Origin of the sequence: Pseudomonas sp. FP215 (assembly GCF_030687795.1) — a bacterium.
Lineage (GTDB): Bacteria > Pseudomonadota > Gammaproteobacteria > Pseudomonadales > Pseudomonadaceae > Aquipseudomonas > Aquipseudomonas salmasensis.
In genome coordinates this window covers 2,877,356-2,895,569 of record NZ_CP117447.1, presented here as the reverse complement: position 1 = coordinate 2,895,569, position 18,214 = coordinate 2,877,356, and the positions used below count along the sequence as shown (strand labels likewise).

General features: G+C 58.9%; 22 protein-coding genes. 15 read left to right on the top strand and 7 right to left on the bottom strand.

Features of this window, described 5'->3' with window-relative positions; genetic code table 11:
• Positions 1-107: 107 nt before the first annotated feature.
• The 3 genes from ahpF to PSH76_RS13170 form a co-directional block, all read right to left on the bottom strand.
• Complete coding sequence (gene ahpF, locus PSH76_RS13180; protein ID WP_305494248.1) at positions 108-1,673, bottom strand: alkyl hydroperoxide reductase subunit F; 1,566 nt, start codon at positions 1,671-1,673, stop codon at positions 108-110.
• Between the two features lie 130 nt (positions 1,674-1,803).
• The gene (gene ahpC / locus PSH76_RS13175) at positions 1,804-2,367 is read right to left on the bottom strand and encodes an alkyl hydroperoxide reductase subunit C (RefSeq protein ID WP_003191303.1); all 564 of its coding nucleotides are present in this window, start codon (positions 2,365-2,367) and stop codon (positions 1,804-1,806) included.
• 133 nt (positions 2,368-2,500) lie between these two features.
• Positions 2,501-3,433, bottom strand: a complete 933-nt coding sequence (locus PSH76_RS13170) for a site-specific integrase (protein WP_305494247.1) — start codon at positions 3,431-3,433, stop codon at positions 2,501-2,503.
• Between the two features lie 169 nt (positions 3,434-3,602).
• On the opposite strand from PSH76_RS13170, the gene PSH76_RS13165 reads away from it, so the two are divergent.
• On the top strand, positions 3,603-4,610 hold the full coding sequence (locus PSH76_RS13165; protein WP_305494246.1) for a DNA-binding protein: 1,008 nt from the start codon (positions 3,603-3,605) through the stop codon (positions 4,608-4,610).
• Here PSH76_RS13165 and gorA read toward each other — a convergent pair whose 3' ends face one another.
• Together gorA and galU are read right to left on the bottom strand one after the other, a co-directional pair.
• Positions 4,611-5,969, bottom strand: coding sequence for a glutathione-disulfide reductase (gene gorA, locus PSH76_RS13160; RefSeq protein WP_305494245.1), 1,359 nt, complete (start codon positions 5,967-5,969; stop codon positions 4,611-4,613).
• A 105-nt stretch (positions 5,970-6,074) separates the two neighbouring features.
• Positions 6,075-6,914, bottom strand: a complete 840-nt coding sequence (gene galU, locus PSH76_RS13155; protein ID WP_003173830.1) for a UTP--glucose-1-phosphate uridylyltransferase GalU — start codon at positions 6,912-6,914, stop codon at positions 6,075-6,077.
• Positions 6,915-7,223: 309 nt separating this feature from the next.
• On the opposite strand from galU, the gene PSH76_RS13150 reads away from it, so the two are divergent.
• The 11 genes from PSH76_RS13150 to PSH76_RS13100 all read left to right on the top strand — a co-directional run bounded on the left by PSH76_RS13150 (position 7,224) and on the right by PSH76_RS13100 (position 16,047).
• Complete coding sequence (locus tag PSH76_RS13150) at positions 7,224-7,409, top strand: hypothetical protein (RefSeq protein ID WP_003191311.1); 186 nt, start codon at positions 7,224-7,226, stop codon at positions 7,407-7,409.
• Positions 7,410-7,908: 499 nt separating this feature from the next.
• A complete protein-coding gene (locus PSH76_RS13145; protein ID WP_032897213.1) occupies positions 7,909-8,430 on the top strand; it encodes a fimbrial protein in 522 nt (173 codons plus the stop codon).
• 51 nt (positions 8,431-8,481) lie between these two features.
• A complete protein-coding gene (locus PSH76_RS13140; protein ID WP_069557737.1) occupies positions 8,482-9,042 on the top strand; it encodes a fimbrial protein in 561 nt (186 codons plus the stop codon).
• 19 nt (positions 9,043-9,061) lie between these two features.
• Positions 9,062-11,674, top strand: coding sequence for an outer membrane usher protein (locus PSH76_RS13135; RefSeq protein WP_278917603.1), 2,613 nt, complete (start codon positions 9,062-9,064; stop codon positions 11,672-11,674).
• A complete protein-coding gene (locus tag PSH76_RS13130; protein ID WP_032897210.1) occupies positions 11,671-12,432 on the top strand; it encodes a fimbria/pilus periplasmic chaperone in 762 nt (253 codons plus the stop codon). The genes PSH76_RS13135 and PSH76_RS13130 overlap by 4 nt, the downstream gene beginning before the upstream one ends.
• A 20-nt stretch (positions 12,433-12,452) precedes the next feature.
• Positions 12,453-13,025 (top strand): fimbrial protein, encoded by a 573-nt coding sequence (locus PSH76_RS13125; RefSeq protein WP_032897208.1) that lies wholly within the window; start codon positions 12,453-12,455, stop codon positions 13,023-13,025.
• Positions 13,026-13,035: 10 nt separating this feature from the next.
• Positions 13,036-13,530 carry a fimbrial protein gene (locus PSH76_RS13120; protein WP_138762780.1) on the top strand — a complete coding sequence of 165 codons (495 nt, stop codon included), beginning with the start codon at positions 13,036-13,038 and terminating at the stop codon, positions 13,528-13,530.
• 13 nt (positions 13,531-13,543) lie between these two features.
• Entirely contained in the window at positions 13,544-14,023 is a 480-nt protein-coding gene (locus PSH76_RS13115) for a fimbrial protein (protein WP_138762781.1), read from the top strand.
• 11 nt (positions 14,024-14,034) lie between these two features.
• Positions 14,035-14,559: a fimbrial protein gene (locus PSH76_RS13110; protein ID WP_032897202.1), complete on the top strand. Its 525-nt coding sequence runs from the start codon at positions 14,035-14,037 to the stop codon at positions 14,557-14,559.
• 96 nt (positions 14,560-14,655) lie between these two features.
• Positions 14,656-15,624: a fimbrial protein gene (locus PSH76_RS13105; protein WP_305494244.1), complete on the top strand. Its 969-nt coding sequence runs from the start codon at positions 14,656-14,658 to the stop codon at positions 15,622-15,624.
• Positions 15,625-15,765: 141 nt separating this feature from the next.
• Positions 15,766-16,047, top strand: a complete 282-nt coding sequence (locus tag PSH76_RS13100) for a hypothetical protein (RefSeq protein ID WP_032897198.1) — start codon at positions 15,766-15,768, stop codon at positions 16,045-16,047.
• A gap of 5 nt (positions 16,048-16,052) precedes the next feature.
• Here the strand turns inward: PSH76_RS13100 and PSH76_RS13095 are convergent, their stop codons facing one another.
• Positions 16,053-16,283 (bottom strand): hypothetical protein, encoded by a 231-nt coding sequence (locus PSH76_RS13095; RefSeq protein ID WP_032897196.1) that lies wholly within the window; start codon positions 16,281-16,283, stop codon positions 16,053-16,055.
• A 145-nt stretch (positions 16,284-16,428) separates the two neighbouring features.
• Positions 16,429-16,779: a hypothetical protein gene (locus tag PSH76_RS13090; protein WP_003191317.1), complete on the bottom strand. Its 351-nt coding sequence runs from the start codon at positions 16,777-16,779 to the stop codon at positions 16,429-16,431.
• 212 nt (positions 16,780-16,991) lie between these two features.
• Between PSH76_RS13090 and PSH76_RS13085 the strand changes: the two genes are divergently transcribed.
• The 3 genes from PSH76_RS13085 to alkB are packed head-to-tail and all read left to right on the top strand — an operon-like array spanning position 16,992 to position 18,157.
• A complete protein-coding gene (locus PSH76_RS13085; RefSeq protein ID WP_003191319.1) occupies positions 16,992-17,294 on the top strand; it encodes a DUF1883 domain-containing protein in 303 nt (100 codons plus the stop codon).
• A 26-nt stretch (positions 17,295-17,320) separates the two neighbouring features.
• Complete coding sequence (locus tag PSH76_RS13080; protein ID WP_098951408.1) at positions 17,321-17,488, top strand: hypothetical protein; 168 nt, start codon at positions 17,321-17,323, stop codon at positions 17,486-17,488.
• Positions 17,489-17,491: 3 nt separating this feature from the next.
• Positions 17,492-18,157, top strand: a complete 666-nt coding sequence (gene alkB / locus PSH76_RS13075) for a DNA oxidative demethylase AlkB (RefSeq protein WP_305494243.1) — start codon at positions 17,492-17,494, stop codon at positions 18,155-18,157.
• The last annotated feature ends 57 nt before the right edge of the window (positions 18,158-18,214 follow it).

Below are 18,214 nucleotides of genomic sequence, written 5' to 3'. Positions count from 1 at the left end.
TAAGCACTGCGTGACGCGGAGCGTCACCGGATGCATTCCCACGCGGAGCGTGGGAACGAGAAAAACCCCATGATCGCTCATGGGGTTTTTCATTTTCAGCTCAGCATTTATGCCGGAGCAGAGGTACGGATCAGGTGATCGAACGCGCTCAACGAAGCCTTGGCGCCCTCGCCTACTGCAATCACGATCTGCTTGTACGGCACGGTGGTTACGTCACCGGCGGCGAACACGCCAGGCAGTGAAGTCTCGCCACGGGCATCGACAATGATCTCGCCACGCGGCGACAGCTCTACGGTGCCTTTGAGCCAATCCGTGTTGGGCAGCAAGCCAATCTGCACAAAGATGCCTTCCAGCTCGATGGTCTTGAACTCACCGCTGTCACGGTCCTTGTAGGCAAGGCCGGTGACTTTCTGGCCATCGCCTTTGACTTCACTGGTCAATGCGCTGGTGATCACATCCACGTTCGGCAGGCTGTAGAGCTTGCGTTGCAACACAGCATCGGCGCGCAGCTTGCTGTCGAATTCAAGCAAAGTGACATGGCTGACGATACCGGCCAGGTCAATGGCCGCTTCCACGCCGGAGTTACCGCCGCCGATCACCGCCACACGCTTGCCCTTGAACAGCGGGCCATCGCAATGCGGGCAGAAGCACACGCCCTTGGCCTTGTATTCCTGCTCACCGGGCACGCCCATCTCTCTCCAGCGGGCGCCTGTGGCCAGGATCACGGTCTTGGACTTGAGGGTGGCACCGCTTTCGAAGCGAATTTCGTGCAGCTCACCGGCATTTTTTGCCGGTACCAGGCTGCTGGCGCGCTGCAGGTTCATGATGTCCACGTCGTACTGACGCACATGGGCTTCCAGTGCGCTGGCCAGTTTCGGCCCTTCGGTTTCCTGTACCGAGATAAAGTTCTCGATGGACATGGTGTCCAGCACCTGGCCACCAAAGCGTTCAGCCGCCACGCCAGTACGAATACCTTTACGTGCCGCGTAGATGGCAGCCGAAGACCCTGCGGGGCCACCGCCAACTACCAGGACGTCGAAGGCGTCCTTGGCGCTGATTTTCTCCGCGGCTTTCTCGATACCGCTGGTGTCGAGCTTGGCGAGGATCTCTTCGAGGCCCATACGGCCCTGGCCAAAGTTGACCCCGTTCAAGTACACGCTCGGCACCGCCATGATCTGGCGCTCATCGACTTCGGCCTGGAACAGTGCACCATCAATCGCAACATGGCGGATGTTGGGGTTCAGCACCGCCATCAGGTTCAGCGCCTGGACCACGTCCGGGCAGTTCTGGCACGACAGCGAGAAGTAAGTCTCGAAGCTGAACTCGCCTTTGAGGGCGCGGATCTGTTCAATCACCTCGACACTGGCTTTCGACGGGTGGCCACCGACTTGCAGCAGGGCCAGCACCAGCGAAGTGAATTCATGGCCCATGGGGATGCCGGCGAAACGCAGGCTGATATCGGCACCCGGGCGGTTGATGGAGAACGATGGCTTGCGCGCATCATTGCCATCGGTGTTCAGGGTAATCAGCGTGGAGAGGCTGGTTACGTCCTGCAAAAGAGCAAGCATTTCCTGGGATTTCGCACCGTCGTCGAGGGAGGCGACGATCTCGATCGGCTGGGTGACCCGTTCCAGGTATGACTTCAACTGAGCTTTAAGATTGGCATCCAACATACGGGCGATTTCCTGTTCATTCGGTTTATTGCAGACAAAAAAACGCCCGAGCGAATCTCGCCCGGGCGTTTTGAGGGCGGATGCAGCTTACTTAAGTGCGGATACCCGCCCTTGATACGCGTTCACAGACTTAGATCTTGCCGACCAGGTCCAGAGACGGCGCCAGAGTGGCCTCGCCTTCTTTCCACTTGGCTGGGCAGACTTCACCTGGGTGGGCAGCAACGTATTGAGCGGCCTTGATCTTGCGCAGCAGCTCGGAAGCGTCACGACCTACACCACCGTCGTTCAGCTCAACGATCTTGATCTGACCTTCTGGGTTGATCACGAAGGTGCCGCGGTCTGCCAGGCCAGCTTCTTCGATCAGCACGTCGAAGTTGCGGGAGATGGTCAGGGTTGGGTCGCCGATCATGGTGTACTGGATTTTGCCAATGGCTGGCGAAGTGTTGTGCCAAGCAGCGTGGGCAAAGTGGGTGTCGGTGGAAACGCTGTAGATTTCGACGCCCAGCTTCTGGAATTCGGCGTAGTTGTCAGCCAGGTCTTCCAGTTCGGTTGGGCAAACGAAGGTGAAGTCGGCTGGGTAGAAGAATACAACCGACCACTTGCCTTTCAGGTCAGCGTCGGTCACATCGACGAAGCTGCCGTTTTTGAAAGCGGTGGCTTTAAACGGTTTTACTTGGCTGTTGATGATAGGCATCGTTGACTCTCCGTCAGGGGTTAAGAAGTTGATGAGATGAATCCTACCGGCTCTTTCGGTCGATGGCTCATTGGCAAACCTGATGCTGACGATTGGCTTTCTCTATCAGGTGACGGTATTAATAGAAGAAATCTCAAATCAGCGGTTGGGTTGCCAGGGTCATGCCCAGAAACGGCGTCGCTTCAACATAGCGCATCGCGGATTTCATGTCGTTCCAGCCGACGTAACTCATCAGCGACTTCAAATCCCAACCGCTGCGATGTGCCCAAGTGGCGAAGCCCCGACGCAGGGAGTGGCTGGTGTATTGCTCGGCAGGGATGCCTGCGCGCTCAAGGGCCTGGCGCAATAACGGGATCACGCTGTTGGGGTGCAAGCCCTCCTCGCCCAGGTTGCCCCAGCGGTCAATGCCGCGAAATACCGGCCCGCGCACCAAGGCCGAGGCACTGAGCCACTCGCTATAAGCCTGCACCGGGCACAGACGCAGCAACGCCGGGGTCTGGTAAGTCTTGCCGAGGTTGTCGCGATCACTTTTGCTGCGCGGCAAGTACAGGCTGATGCCTGCGCCCGGTACGGCTTGCACATGCTCAATGCTTAATCGGCACAGCTCATCACTGCGAAACCCGCGCCAGAAGCCCAGCAGAATCAGCGCAGCATCGCGCTTGGCCCGTAGCAAGCGCGGTTGGTCGTGATGCTCGCTGGCCTGTTTGGCTTCAATGTCCAGGGCAGCGATTACTTGCTCCAAGTGCGTGAGCTGCAAAGGCTCGGCCTGCCGCTCACGCACCGGGTGCACGGCGCGGATGCCCTTGAGCACCTTGCGTACCACCGGCGCCTTCGTCGGGTCGGCAAACCCTTGGCTGGTATGCCACTGCGCCAAGGCCGAGAGCCGCAGCTTCAAGGTATTGACTGCCAACACTCCCGCATGCGCCACCAAGTAACGCGCCACGCTGTCGCTGGTGGCCGGCAGGAACCCTCCCCAACTGACTTCGAAATGCTCGATGGCCGCACGGTAGCTGCGGCGCGTGTTGTCACGGGTGGCGGCGTTGAGATATCGGTCGAGGTCGATCATAGGCGTCTTTTCGTACTGCTGACAGGTGAATGGCTGATGAAAACAGGGGTCACACGGGATAATACGCCAATATCCCATCTGTTAAATCATGAATTTCAACGAGTTTTTAACCATGTTATAGTATGTATATACATACCATGTACCACAGTACTAAATCGACGGAGACTCCATGGCTCGCGGCGGCATAAACAAAGCAGTAGTGCAGACGGCACGCCTGGCGATCCTCGCTCGTGGCGAAAACCCAAGCATCGATGCGGTGCGTATCGAAATGGGCAATACCGGCTCGAAAACCACCATTCATCGCTACTTGAAAGAGCTGGACGAAAGCGAGACGCGCCAGACCATCACCCAAGCGCCAATTGACGATGAGCTGGGCGAACTGGTCGCACGCCTGGCCCAACGCCTGAAAGAGAAGGCCCAGGAGCCGATCGACCTGGCCCTGGCGCAATTCGAGCAACACAAAGCCGCCCTGCTCGCCCAGGTAGAAACCCTGGAAGAAGCGCATACCCAGCTCAAACAGCAATTTGATATCCAGGCGGCAGCCCTGGCCGAAGAAAGCGCGGCGCTGCAAACCGCCAGCACCAGCCTGCAGACCGAGCAAACCCGTAATGCCGGGCTGAGCCAGGCGTGCAGCGACTACGAGCTAAGGCTCAACGACAAAGACGAGCAGATTCGCTCACTGGAAGAAAAACACCTGCACGCCCGTGATGCGCTTGAGCATTACCGCAATGCCATCAAGGAACAGCGCGAGCAGGAACAGCGTCGCCATGAAGGCCAGTTGCAGCAGGTTCAGGCCGAATTGCGCCAGGCACAGCAAAGCGCGCTGGTGCGCCAGGATGAAATCACCCAGTTGCATCGCGATAACGAGCGTCTACTGAGTGAGCAGCGAGTGACCGCCAAGGAATTGAATGCGCTGCAGGAGCAAACTCGCCAGGACCAGGCGCTACAGCTGAAACTCAAGGAGCAGCTGAGTCAGATCGACAGCGAGCGCACCCTGCTCCAGGAACGCCTGCGCGTGGCCGTGCAAGACAGCCAATCACGCCAGGCCGCACTGCTGGAACACCAGCAGCACAACAAGGCGCTTGAGCTGGACCTGGTCAAGGCCCAGGCAAGCATCGAAGCCCTGCGCCTGGCGGCCGTCGTTGCAACGGCGCCAGAGGCAGCAGATCCAACCTGATCAATTCGCCACAGGCGTGCGCATGGTGACGAATTCTTCCGCCGCCGTAGGATGCACGCCGATGGTTTCGTCGAAATGCTGTTTGGTCGCGCCCGCCTTGAGCGCGATCGCCAGCCCTTGCACGATTTCACCCGCATCTGGGCCGACCATGTGGCAACCCAGCACTTTGTCGGTGTCGGCGTCGACCACCAGCTTCATCAGGGTCTTTTCCTGGCAATCGGTGAGGGTCAGCTTCATCGGCCGGAAACGGCTTTCAAAGACCTGCACGTTGTGGCCGTTCTTGCGTGCATCCTCTTCCGTCAGACCGACTGTGCCAATGTTTGGCAGGCTGAACACCGCCGTCGCGATATTGGCGTAATCCACCGCGCGGTATTGCTCGGGCTTGAACAACCGCCGCGCCACGGCCATGCCTTCAGCCAGCGCCACCGGCGTCAGCTGCACACGACCAATCACATCGCCAATCGCCAGGATCGACGGCTCGGCGGTCTGGTAGAGATCATCCACCGCGACAAAACCGCGCTCGTCCAGTTTGACCCCGGTATTTTCCAGGCCCAGGTTATCCAGCATCGGACGGCGGCCGGTGGCGTAGAACACGCAATCGGCTTCCAGCACGCGACCATCCTTCAAGGTGGCTTTGAGGCTGCCGTCGGCTTGCTTGTCGATACGTTCGATGTCGGCATTGAACTGCAAGTCCAGGCCGCGCTTGGTCAGCTCTTCTTGCAGATGTTTGCGCACCGAACCATCAAAGCCGCGCAAGAACAGGTCACCGCGATACAGCAAGGAAGTGTGTGCACCCAGGCCGTGGAAGATGCCGGCGAACTCAACGGCGATATAACCGCCGCCCACCACCAGCACGCGCTTGGGTAGCTCTTTAAGGAAGAATGCCTCATTGGAACCAATGGCGTGCTCGCGCCCTGGAATCTCAGGGATCTGCGGCCAGCCACCGGTGGCGATCAGGATGTGCTTGGCAGTGAAGCGCTCACCGTTAATCTCCACCTGATGGGCATCAACCAGGCGTGCGTGCCCTTCGTGCAATGTCACGCCGCTGTTGACCAACAGGTTGCGATAGATGCCGTTGAGGCGGTTGATCTCGCGATCCTTGTTGGCGATCAAGGTCGCCCAATCAAAGTTCGCCTCGCCCAGGGACCAGCCAAAGCCGCTGGCCTGTTCAAAATCTTCGGCAAAATGCGCGCCGTACACCAACAGCTTCTTTGGCACACAGCCGACGTTCACACAGGTGCCACCCAGGTAGCGGCTCTCCGCCACAGCCACCTTGGCGCCAAAGCCAGCGGCAAAGCGCGCCGCGCGAACACCGCCGGAACCGGCGCCAATTACATACAGGTCAAAATCGTAGGCCATTTCACTCTCCTCGGCAGGACACCAGCATACCGACTTACATGGGGCTGAAAAACGAAAAAGCCACCCGAAGGTGGCTTTCGCTTAAAACGTACCGGCAAGCGTGAATCAGTAAGCCTTGCCCGTCTTGTAGAAATGCTCGTAGCAGAAGTTGGTCGCTTCGATGTAGCCCTCAGCACCGCCGCAGTCGAAACGCTGGCCCTTGAACTTGTAGGCAATCACGCAACCGTCTTTGGCTTGCTTGAGCAGAGCGTCGGTGATCTGGATCTCGCCGCCCTTGCCTGGCTCGGTCTCTTCGATCAGCTTGAAGATGTCCGGGGTAAGGATGTAACGACCGATGATCGCCAGGTTCGACGGTGCATCTTCCGGTGCTGGCTTCTCGACCATGTCACGTACACGGATCAGGCCATCGCCAATATCGTCACCGGCGATAACACCGTACTTATTGGTTTCGGTAGGGTTGACTTCCATCACCGCAACGATGGTGCAACGGTATTTCTGGTAGAGCTTGACCATCTGGGTCAGCACACCGTCGCCTTCAAGGTTGACGCACAAGTCATCCGCCAGGACCACGGCGAACGGTTCGTCACCGATCAGCGGGCGGCCGGTAAGGATGGCGTGGCCGAGGCCTTTCATTTGAGTCTGACGGGTGTAGGAGAACGAGCACTCGTCGAGCAATTTACGGATACCGACCAGGTATTTTTCCTTGTCAGTGCCTTTGATCTGGTTTTCCAGCTCATAGCTGATGTCGAAGTGGTCTTCCAGCGCGCGCTTACCACGACCCGTGACGATGGAGATCTCGTTCAAACCGGCATCCAGAGCCTCTTCCACACCGTACTGAATCAGTGGCTTGTTCACCACTGGCAGCATTTCTTTGGGCATGGCTTTGGTCGCTGGCAAGAAGCGAGTGCCGTAACCGGCTGCTGGGAACAAGCATTTCTTGATCATATGAGTCCTTACAAAGGGCTGTGCGTACGGAATTCGGCGCAGTCTAATCAGGCCGCAGTCACCTTACAATGGGTCCTGCTGGCGTTGCGATGTCATCATAGAGAAAAAATGTCGGCGTAAGTTCCGCTGATCCTGCAAAGCGCATCACCAACGGTCGATCAGAACCCGACTTGGCCCCTTGTTTAAAGGGCTGCAATGGTTTTAGCACGCTTTTGCCCCCCTGGCACTGACCTGCAACAACTTGCGCCCTGCCCCGGCAATTGGCGTTATCATGAGCGCCTTGAACCAAGACCACGAGATTGCCAACAGATGTCAGAACCCAAAGGTGTAAACGGCTACCTGATCACGAAGCGAGCAGACGGCTGGCACTTGATCAATTTTCACGGCGACAGCGTTGCCGGCGTATTCGAGACCGAAAGCATGGCGATTGCCGTAGCCGAGGTGTTTGTGGATGAGGCAGGCCATGCATCGAGCAAGCGGCCGAAAACCAAGTAAGCCTCGTTGCTCTGCGAAAGCCCCGTTAAGCGGGGCTTTTTTGTGGCTGTTGACCCGCCAGCCTCACGGCCTCTGCGCTCGTAACCCGGTTAGTTGTTTCGCGCCATTAATGTCTATTGATTTTCGCTGTATGTCATCCCATTCTTACAGCTATAACCCCAACTAAATTATTCTCATTTAGCAGCGTGTAGTTCATTTCTTACAGCCAAAATCAAAGTTTTGGCAAAGTGCCATATTCTTCCTATAAGTCGCGATACTGCCTGCCCACATCAATAAGCGAATGTGACGACTTACTTTTTCAAGCCGCCATCACACAATTGCTTCCGCCTCAACCGTGCGCCCAAATGGCAATACAACTAATTGGAAAGTTTTAACTTCTGATTGGTACTCGATTGGCGATCAGCCGAGTTTGCTGCCGGCCACTCTTGAGGTGAAACGTCAGCCCCACGCCAACGGGTGGCGGGGCTCTTCCATGACATTTTTATGTGGGCATCTGCAAATGAAAACTACGTTCAAAACTGCACTGTTAACCATCGGCCTGTTCGCGGGCTCCATGTCCGGCGCTCAGGCGGCAGATGGAACGGTTACCTTTCTGGGATCGGTCCACTCGGGTGCCTGCTCCATCAAGCCTGAATCGGTAGATCAGACCATTCACCTGGGCGCCATCGCCAAGCATCAATTGCAGGCAGGCGGTAAGTCCGAAGCTCGCCGTGTGCTGATTGAACTGGAAGGTTGCGACCTGACGAATCTGACTGATAACACCGTGACCACGACGTTCACGGCTGCGCCATCAACTGACGTACCTGGCGCAATCGGCACCGTCGGTACCGCAGGCCGCGTCGGCATCATGATGACCCACGGCGGCAGCCCTATCCAACTGGGTGTGGCAACCACGCCCCAGGCCATTTCCACCGGTGACAACACGCTGGAATTCGGCGCCTTTGTTCAAGGCGCGGCGACCGGCGACATCGTGCCGGGTGACTTCAGCGCGGTCACCAATTTCACCTTGGCTTATCAGTAAGTAGCCCCCCCGCCACTTCAGGGTGGCGGGGGGAACGGGTGGGAGAAAACGGTGAAAAAACTCATAAGTCTGGCGATGAGCTCGTCACTGGCGGTGGTCATCAGCCCTTGGGTGTTCGCGCAGGAGACTGCGCAAGGTGAAGGGGTCATCACGCTCGGTGGCAGGGTCGTTGACTCCGCGTGCGGGTTGGAACTGACCAGTGCCGATCAAACCATCGAGATGCCCGCCGAGCCCATTGGGCGGCTGTTGCGAAACGCGTTGGGCGAGCCACACCCCTTTGATTTGCGCCTGGTCAACTGCTCATTGACGCGCCCGGACCCTTTACGGCCGGGTGCAACGCTACCTGACTGGGAGCATTTGCGGGTCACGTTCGACGGCCCGCGCGACCGCGACGGTCGCTCTTTTGCTGCCTTCGGCGATTCACAGGGTGTTGCCTTTCACATCTGGGATTCGGCCGGCCAGGAGAGCGTGCCGGGCGAGCCGATGGCGCCGCATCCCTTAGCCGAAGGCGACATGACACTTCACTACACGTTGCGGCTGGTGGGCAACGGGTTGCCCTTGGCGCCGGGCGCTCACCGCGTCGCCGTGCGGTTCAAGTTGGAATACTTTTGAACATTGATGGGTTGCTTTCATGCTGAATGCGTCGAAGATCAAACATACGCTGCGCCCCACGTTGGTTGGCGGGCTGATGTCACTGGCAGGCACAGCCTTGGGTGCCGGGGATATCGAATTCAATACCGACGTTCTTGACCTGAATGATCGCACCAATATCGATTTGTCGCGGTTTTCGCGCAGCGGTTTCATTCTGCCCGGCACCTACACGATGCTTGTGCAGATCAACGGCCAGGCGCTTTCCGAGCAGTCGGTGGCTTTTTATCCCCCTGATGATGACCCGAAGGGTAGCCAGGCCTGCTTGTCCGCAGAGCTCGTGGCGCAACTGGGCCTGAAGGCGATCGAAGCAGCCAGGCTCACTGGGTGGAAAGGCGACGAGTGCCTGGACCTTCAAGGCTTGCCAGGTGCCGAGGTCAGTGCAGACCTGGCCACCTCCACATTGAGCATCAACCTGCCCCACGCCTACCTTGAGTACAGCGCCCTCAACTGGGATCCGCCTGCACGCTGGGATGAAGGCGTACCGGGACTGTTGATCGACTACAACCTGACGGCGCAGTCCAACGCCCAGAAAAACGAGCGCACCCGCAACCACCTCAGTGGCAACGGAACGCTGGGGGCCAATGCCGGGGCCTGGCGCCTGAGGGCCGACTGGCAGGGCCGTGTCGACAGCGCAAGGGACCGTTCCGCCGGGGAACAGAAGCTGGAGTGGAGCCGCTACTACGCTTACCGCGCCATTCCTGCCTTGAGGGCGCGGCTGGTGGTTGGCGAAAACTACCTGTATTCGGACTTGTTCGACAGCTTCCGCTTTACCGGTGCCGCGTTGACGTCAGACGAAAGTCAGCTGCCCCCCAACCTGCGCGGTTACGCACCTGAAGTGGTGGGGTTGGCCAAGACCAACGCCAGGGTGGTCGTCAGCCAGCAAGGGCGCGTGCTGTATGAAACCCTGGTGGCCGCCGGCCCCTTTCGTATCCAGGACCTCAATGATGCCGTCACCGGTACGCTGGATGTGCGGGTAGAGGAGCAAGACGGTTCGGTACAGACCTTCAAGCTCAACACCGCAGGCGTTCCTTACCTGACGCGCCCTGGGCAAGTTCGATACAAGCTGGCGAGCGGGCGGCCTTCGGATCTCCAATATGGCGCTGACGGCAACTTTTTTGGCACGGGGGAGTTCTCCTGGGGCGTGAGCAACGGCTGGTCGTTGTTCGGCGGCGCCATCACCGACAACAACTACCGGGCCGCCACTATCGGCGCTGGCCGCGACCTGTTGGCATTGGGCGCGTTATCCCTGGATGTCACCCAGTCCCGGGCTGAGGTGTGGAATCAAACGCTCTCGGGTAAATCCTACCGCCTGCAATATTCGAAGAACTTTGAACAATACGACAGCCAGATCACCTTCGCCGGTTATCGGTTCTCCGATAAGAACTTCTTGAGCATGAGTGAATATTTAGACGCTCGTCATTACGGCAGGAACGGGGAACTGGCGGGCCGCGGGCAATACGACGAATTCGGTCAATATGCCGGTGAATTCAAACCTATTGGTGGCAGCAAAGCGCTGTATACAGCGACCGTTAACAAACAATTTCGCGACTTGGGCGCCACGGTCTACGCCAGTTATAACAAACAAACTTACTGGTCGCGGCCGGCTACCCAGCGCTGGAACTTGTCGGTGTCCCGCTACTTCAATGTGGGCACCGTCAAAAACATGAGTTTGTCGCTCAACGTTTATCGCACGTTGGATTACAACTACAAGGATAACGGCATGGCGCTGACGGTCAGCCTGCCATTGGGACGCAGCGGCACGCTGTCGCTGGACGCCAGCCGGGCCGCAGGCAAGAACGGCTTTTCCACGCGTTACAGCGACCGCCTCGATGAGCGCAACAGCTACCAATTGACCGCCAGCGATAATTCGGCAAGTGGCTATCTGAGCCACATGGGTGATCAAGCGGACCTGACACTTGCCGCCAGCCGGCAACAAGACAGTCGCACCAGCCTCAGCCTGTCAGCCCGCGGCGGTGGCACGCTCACGTCTCACGGCGCAGCCCTGCATCGCACCAACAGCATGGGCGGCACCCGTTTGATGGTGGATACCAGCGGCGTGCCTGACGTGCCGGTGCGGGGTTACGGCTCGCCGACCCGCAGCAACGCCTTCGGTAAAGCGGTGATCGCCGACCTGAGCAGCTACCAGCGTACGGCAGCCAGCGTCGATCTGGAGAGCCTGCCGAGCAATGTCGAAGCCACTCAATCTGTCACCCAACTGACCCTCACCGAAGGCGCCATCGGTTATCGCGCCCTGGACGTGATTGCCGGTGAAAAAGCCATGGCGGTGCTGCGCCTGCCCGATGGCAGCTCGCCGCCCTTCGGTGCGACGGTCCAGAACGCCAAGCAGCAGGACACCGGCATCGTGAATGACGGCGGCAATGTCTACCTCAGCGGCATTCAAGCCGGTGAACAGATGGTCGTCAGTTGGGGCGGGAATGAGCGCTGCACCCTCACCCTTCCCGACGTCTTGCCCGCTGACGGCCTGAGCAACGCCCTGCAACTGGACTGCCGAGTCGCAGCCACCGATCAACCCTTGTCCGCGCCGGCAGAACTGACCGGCAAGCACCCCGTCACGGAGACCACATCCTCATGACCCTGTACAAACGCTTCACCGTCTCGACCCTCACCCTGCTGACGCTCGCCATGAGCCACAGCAGCCACGCTGCAATTGGCCTGGACCGTACCCGCGTGATTTTCGACGGCAGCAAGGACGCCACCAGCGTGAACATCACCAATAACAACACCCAATTGCCGTACCTGGCCCAAGGCTGGATCGAGAATGAAGAGGGCCAGAAACTCACCACACCCTTGATCGTGCTGCCCCCGGTGCAGCGCCTGGAACCGGGCAAGCAGAGCCAGGTAAAGGTCCAGGCGCTGCCGGCGGCCAAGTCGTTGCCCCAGGATCGAGAGACGGTCTACTACTTCAACCTGCGGGAAATTCCGCCACGCACCGATAAGGCCAACACCCTGCAAATCGCGCTGCAGACCCGGATCAAACTGTTCTACCGGCCTCAAGCCATTACGCCCAGCCAGCAAGACCTGTCCAACCCCTGGCAGGAAAAGCTGACCCTGACCCGGCAAGGCGAGCATTACCGGGTGAATAACCCGACGCCCTACTACGTGACCCTGGTGGATGCGCGCAGCACCAAAGAGGGCAAGACCGTGGCCGGTTTCGAGCCGGTGATGGTGCCGCCCAAAGGCACGCTGATCCTCGGCCCCACCGCCAAGGCCCTGGGCCCTACCCCTCACTTGGCCTACGTCAATGATTACGGCGGCCGTCCGCTGCTGGCCTTCACCTGCAGCGGCGAGACTTGCAAGGTCAACCTGCAAGCAGCACTGCCCAAACAGTAAGCCTGTTGCTGGAGTCAGCCATGAAGTCTCATTACATAACGGCATTGGGCGGCCTGTTACTGGCCCTTGGAGGGAGCGCGCAGGCCGAGGATATCGAGGGCATGAATGGCGTGCTGAATATTTCCGGCTCCATGCACGAAACCCCGTGCAGCCTGGAAATGACCTCGCTGCATCAGACCATTGAACTGGGCGACGTCTCCACCAGCCAGTTACGTCGGCCTGGTGATCAGGCCAACCAGGTGGCCTTCCAGTTGCGCTTTACCGAGTGCAACCGCACCGCCGGCAGTATCCGCAGTGAACGCACCGGCAACCTGACCTGGAGCGCCTTTCAACCGGTGCTGTCGGTGGCCTTTATCGCGCCTGCCGATGACGACGATTCGCGCCTGGTCAAAGTGCAAGGCATCACCGGCCTGGGGCTGCAACTGACCGACGCCCTGGGGCGGGACGTACAACTGGGCCAACGCGGCGAACCGCTGTTCTTGCCCCTGGGCGGTAACACCAAGACCTGGAACGTTCGGCCTACGCGCACCGCTGCGCCATTGACCAGCGGGGCATTCCGGGCCGTGGTGGATTTCAGGCTCAATTATGAGTAAGGGCAGAACAATGGCTAAGTCATACGGCCCCTGGGCCGTGTTAATGGGCAGCGGTTTGCTCTGGGCGCTCAGCCTGGGTGCGCAGGCCGAGACCAACCTGACCATCCGCGCGGTGATCATTGCGCCGCCGCCGTGTGTCATCAACAGCGGCAGTACGCTCGACGTGCCTTTTGGCAATGACCTGCTGACCTCGCGAGTCGACGGGGTCAATTATCGCCGTGGCGTGCCGTACACCGTCACCTGCAGCTCCCCTTTCAGCAACGCGCTGACCCTGCAACTTCGGGGCACGGGTGCCGCATTCGACAGCCGCGTGCTGGTCACCCGCAAGCAGGACCTTGGGGTAAAGCTGTTCGTCAACGGCGCCGATTGGCCGCTGAACACGGTGGTGAACTTCACCTATCCCAACGTGCCGGTGGTGCAGGCGGTACCCGTCAAACGCCCGGGCAGCAAGCTGACCGGAGGCGCATTCGATGCGGCCGCCACTCTCGTGGTCGATTATCAATGAAGAGGAATGACCAATGATCTGTTGGCCGCAGCGAGCGTTGCTCGCCTTGTGCTCCCTGGGCCTGTGCAGCGTTGCATCGGCCAACCTGACGTTTAGCGGCACGCTCAACGAACCTCCCCCGTGCACGATCGATGCGGGCAACACCATCGAGGTGGATTTTGGCGATGTCGGGATCAAGCGCGTCGACGGTGTGCAGTACCGAAAAGGCGTGGGCTACACCATCAACTGCGGCACCGACACGCTGCCATGGGCGTTGAAATTGAGTGTCAACGGCACGCCAACCACCTTTGACGGGGCGGCGGTACAGACAAGCGTACCGGCGCTGGGTATTCGGGTTTTCCAGAACAACCTGCCTTTTTCACTCAATACGCCACTGGATATCAGCCTGTCATCACCGCCCGTATTGGAAGTGGTGCCGGTCAAACAGCCCGGCGCAACCCTGGCGCCCGCAAGGTTTAGCGCGGTGGCCACGCTGTTGGCCGAATACCAGTAGGAGTCGAATCAATGGGACATTTACACCGTGCAGCGCTGGTATTGGCCTTGAGCCTGGCCGCCGACGCCCAAGCAGCGGACAACCTGAGTTTCAAGGGCAACCTGGTCCAAGAGGCCTGCACCCTGCGGCCGGGCGACGAGGCCGTCACCCTGGAACTCTGGGACGTTACCAGCAAGCACCTGTATATCAACACCCGTTCACAGGGCAAGGACTTCAGGCTGCACCTGGAGAACTGCGACACCACCATTGGCGCCACGGTCAGCATCACCTTTGGCGGCAGGGAAAACACCGCGTTGCCCGGCATGCTAGCGCTGGATGGCGGCAGTGGCGCCTCAGGCATCGGGGTGGGCATAGAGACGCCGAGCAACAAGCCACTGCCGCTGAATTCGCCCAGCGATGCGCAGGTACTGATAGATGGCAGCAATGTGATCGCGCTTAAAGCCTTTGTGCAGGGCGAGCCGCAAGCCATCAGCGACCAGACCATCGGCCAAGGCGCGTACAGGGTGACCTCGACTTTTACGTTGGACTATCCGTAGCCGTTGCTGGCCTGAAAACGGCCTGGGCAAACCTTAACTCTCTGCCGGATGGTCACTCGCAGTGACGTTCGCACAGAGGCGCAATGAGAGATCAAAATGAAACGACTCTATGGAGCAATAGTGCTTCTCGTCCTGCTGGGTGTGACTACGTCCGCGCGAGCAGCGGATTGCCGCGTGAATGGCGGCAATTGGCAATATGTTGGCGACGGCGGGATCCTGAACCTGGAGGTCCCCGTCAACGTGAGTGTCGGTTCGGACAACACTCGTATCCTTCTCGAAGGCGCGTGGCTGGAATGCCGATTTACGCCCTCACCCGCCCACCCTACGCGTATAGATTTTTGGGGGACATCGGCGCAAGCTGGCGCCCCCTGGGTGCCCGGGCCGAAATTCAACAATCAAGGCACCGGTCTACGCATAAACGGCGCGTTTTATAACACCCCGGTGCCGTTTAACATCCGGATCGCGACCATGCCCAACAACTTTGTGGCGTATCCCATCTATGTAACCCCCTATATCCTGCTGCGCAACGACCCCAGCAACCCGATCAGCGTGGTAATAGGTGACATTCTGGGCGCGCTGAATCTGCACCAGACGAATAATTACAGCTTTGGAAGCACGCGGCTCGTCCTCACGTACAAAGCCGCCAACAACTTCGGCATCTCACCGTCAACCTGCACCATCAACAATAACAACCCCATCGAGATCAACTTCGGCAATGTGCAACAGCGGGCGATCGGCACCGATCCCCTTACCACCTCGGTTCGCGCCAACCGCAGGCTCACCTATTCATGCCCCAATGGTGGGATCAACACCGACATCACCATCACCTACAAAGGCATTTCGACGTCGTTCGACGACAGGCTATTGGTGATGAGCAACCCGAACGTGGGCACCGCCCTCGTGCGTGCGGGCTCAGCGGTGAGGGTCAACGGTTCATTCCGGACCCGCATCACCAACAGCATGGGAGGCGATGATGTGACCTTTTCGCTCGTACGACGAGCGGGCGTCTTCCCTGCTGCCGGGGCGATCAGCGGAAGTGGCGTGCTGGTAATGGGCGTGCCATGACTGTTACAGACTGACTTACAGGGTGTGCAAACGCAGTACGGGTAACCTGCGACTGCACACCCGATGGCAGTTCGCTATAATCGCCGCCAACGCCCCACGACAGTGTCAGCGCCCTCTATTCCCTCTCGACGAAGATCCCTTATGAACAAAATCCTGGCACTGACCGCGGTACTGGCACTCGCCGGCTGCACCACCGCTTCCGACACCCTGCTGAAAAATGGCGAGCAAGGCCTGACCATCGACTGCTCGGGCGAGGCCAATTCATGGGCCAGTTGCTACGAGAAAGCGGACGCATCCTGCGCGGGCACCGGTTACCGCATCGTCGGCACCAATGGCACGCCGGCGCTCAAGGAAAGCGACAAGACCCTGGGCCAGGACGTGGGCAACTTCAAAGGCCGCAGCGTGGTGGTGGTCTGCAAGTAATGCTGCTACAGGTGCACTTCGGCGAACTTGATCCCCAGGCCACGCAGGAGTTCGATCAGGTCATCCAGGCGCGCGAATGACTCGACCTCATCCTGCTCGTCCACCAGGAAGTAGCTGCGCCCGCCGCTCTTCTTGAAAAATACGATCCACTCGCCCAAGTCGGCGGGGTTCTGGATGACATGGGTGGCCGAAATCTGCCCTTCGGCATGGCGGGCTTTGACGTGTTCTCGTTTCATAACGGGCTTTCCAGAAAAACAAATGCCGCTCAAACCCAGGGTTTGAGCGGCATCTTTGTAGTGAATGCCCGACAGTTTAACGGATGCAGGCCGTCCCTGCAGGGTGATGGCTTTTTTTATCGGGTTTGCGGGGTGGGCCTGCGGCTCAACCGGAAATGCACTCTTCCCCTGCCTTCTTCACGTCGCCCGGGCGGATGGGCACATTGGACATGCTTTCATAAAGCTTGATGCTGCTACCGCTGGAACGGTCTTCGATTTCAAAGATTGCCGAAGGGTCTGCCGAGAATTTCTGCGGCACGATCACCTGAATGCCGTCTTTATGGGGCTCGATCTGTGGCGGCCGACGGGTCGCCTCCAATTTGCGCACCACACACGCCGCATATTCCTGCGGCTTCTTCCCTGAGATGACCACCAATGTTGGCGGGGTCTGCTTGATATCTGCAACCGAAGCACACCCACCTATTGCCAAGGCCAGCACCAACACACTCCACTTCATACAAAAACCTCCGATAAAGACCCTACGACAGCGGGGATGGTAATTTTCTCCCACCAACGTAGGATTTATCTGTGATAACTCGGTAAATAACTGTTTTAAATTGTCGAAGTCGTCGACGACGGCCCGATAATAAACGCGCTGGGGCTGATAAACTCCATCTTAACCTACGTATCGTTCTGATTTTTCAGAAAAAGCCCTTCTGGAGACACCCCATGAAATTCATCCACCAGCGTGAGCACCTCAACGAGGGAGACATTGTCGTCATCGAATGCTCGCAGACCTGCAATATTCGCCTGATGAGTGATGCGAACTTTCGCAGCTTCAAAAACGGCGGCCGCCATACCTACCACGGCGGCGCATTTGATAAATTCCCGGCCAAGATCACCGCGCCCAGCACCGGCTTCTGGAACATCACCCTGGATGTGGTGACCCGTCGCGCCATCAGCGTGACCCGCAAGCCTGCGTTGTCCCACAAGATCCGTATCGTTCGTCGTACCAGCAGCAAGCTGAGCTGACCCGAACACCTGACAGGAAAAAAGCTGTGACCACCACAACCAAATACGTCATCAAGTACAAGCTCAACGGCGAACGCCGCTTTGAATTTGCCCAGCTGCACAGCAACAGCGTCGAAGAAGCCAAGCAAGCCTTGGCGAAAATTCATGATGCCAGCGACGAAATCACCGACATCAACGTGAGCAAGGCGCTGTAAGCCATGCCGGGCCCTACCGCCGATTTGTTTGCCGATGATGCCCTGCAACAGCCTGCCGGGCGCGAGCAAATTGGCGAAGAGTCCTACGTACTGAGGGGCTATGCCCTGCCCTGGATCGAGCGGTTATTGCCTGAACTGCGGCGTGTCCTGGCTCAATCACCGTTTCGGCAGATGGTCACCCCCGGCGGTTTTACCATGTCGGCGGAGCTAAGCAGTTGCGGCGAGTTGGGCTGGACCACCGACGCCCGTGGCTATCGCTATAGCCCACTCGACCCGCGCAACCAACAACCCTGGCCGGCCATGCCCGACACGCTGCGCCAACTGGCGGTGGCGGCGGCCACTGAAGCGGGCTTCGACGGTTTTTTGCCCGATGCCTGCCTGATCAACCGTTACGTACCGGGGGCGAAAATGTCACTGCACCAGGACAAGAACGAGCGTAACTACAGCGCGCCCGTGGTCTCGGTGTCCCTGGGGCTGCCAGCGATTTTCCTGTTCGGTGGCCATGCGCGCAGTGATAAAACCCAAAAGGTCTCGTTGTTCCATGGTGATGTGGTGGTGTGGGGCGGCGTTGATCGCCTGCGCTTTCATGGCGTGATGCCGATCAAGGACGGCGTGCATCCGATCATGGGCCCGCAGCGCATCAACCTGACCTTTCGCACCGCTGGGTAATTTGACCGCAAGCTTCGGAGTGTCGGGCGCGAGCGGCAGGCTTAATCTGCTCCTGAA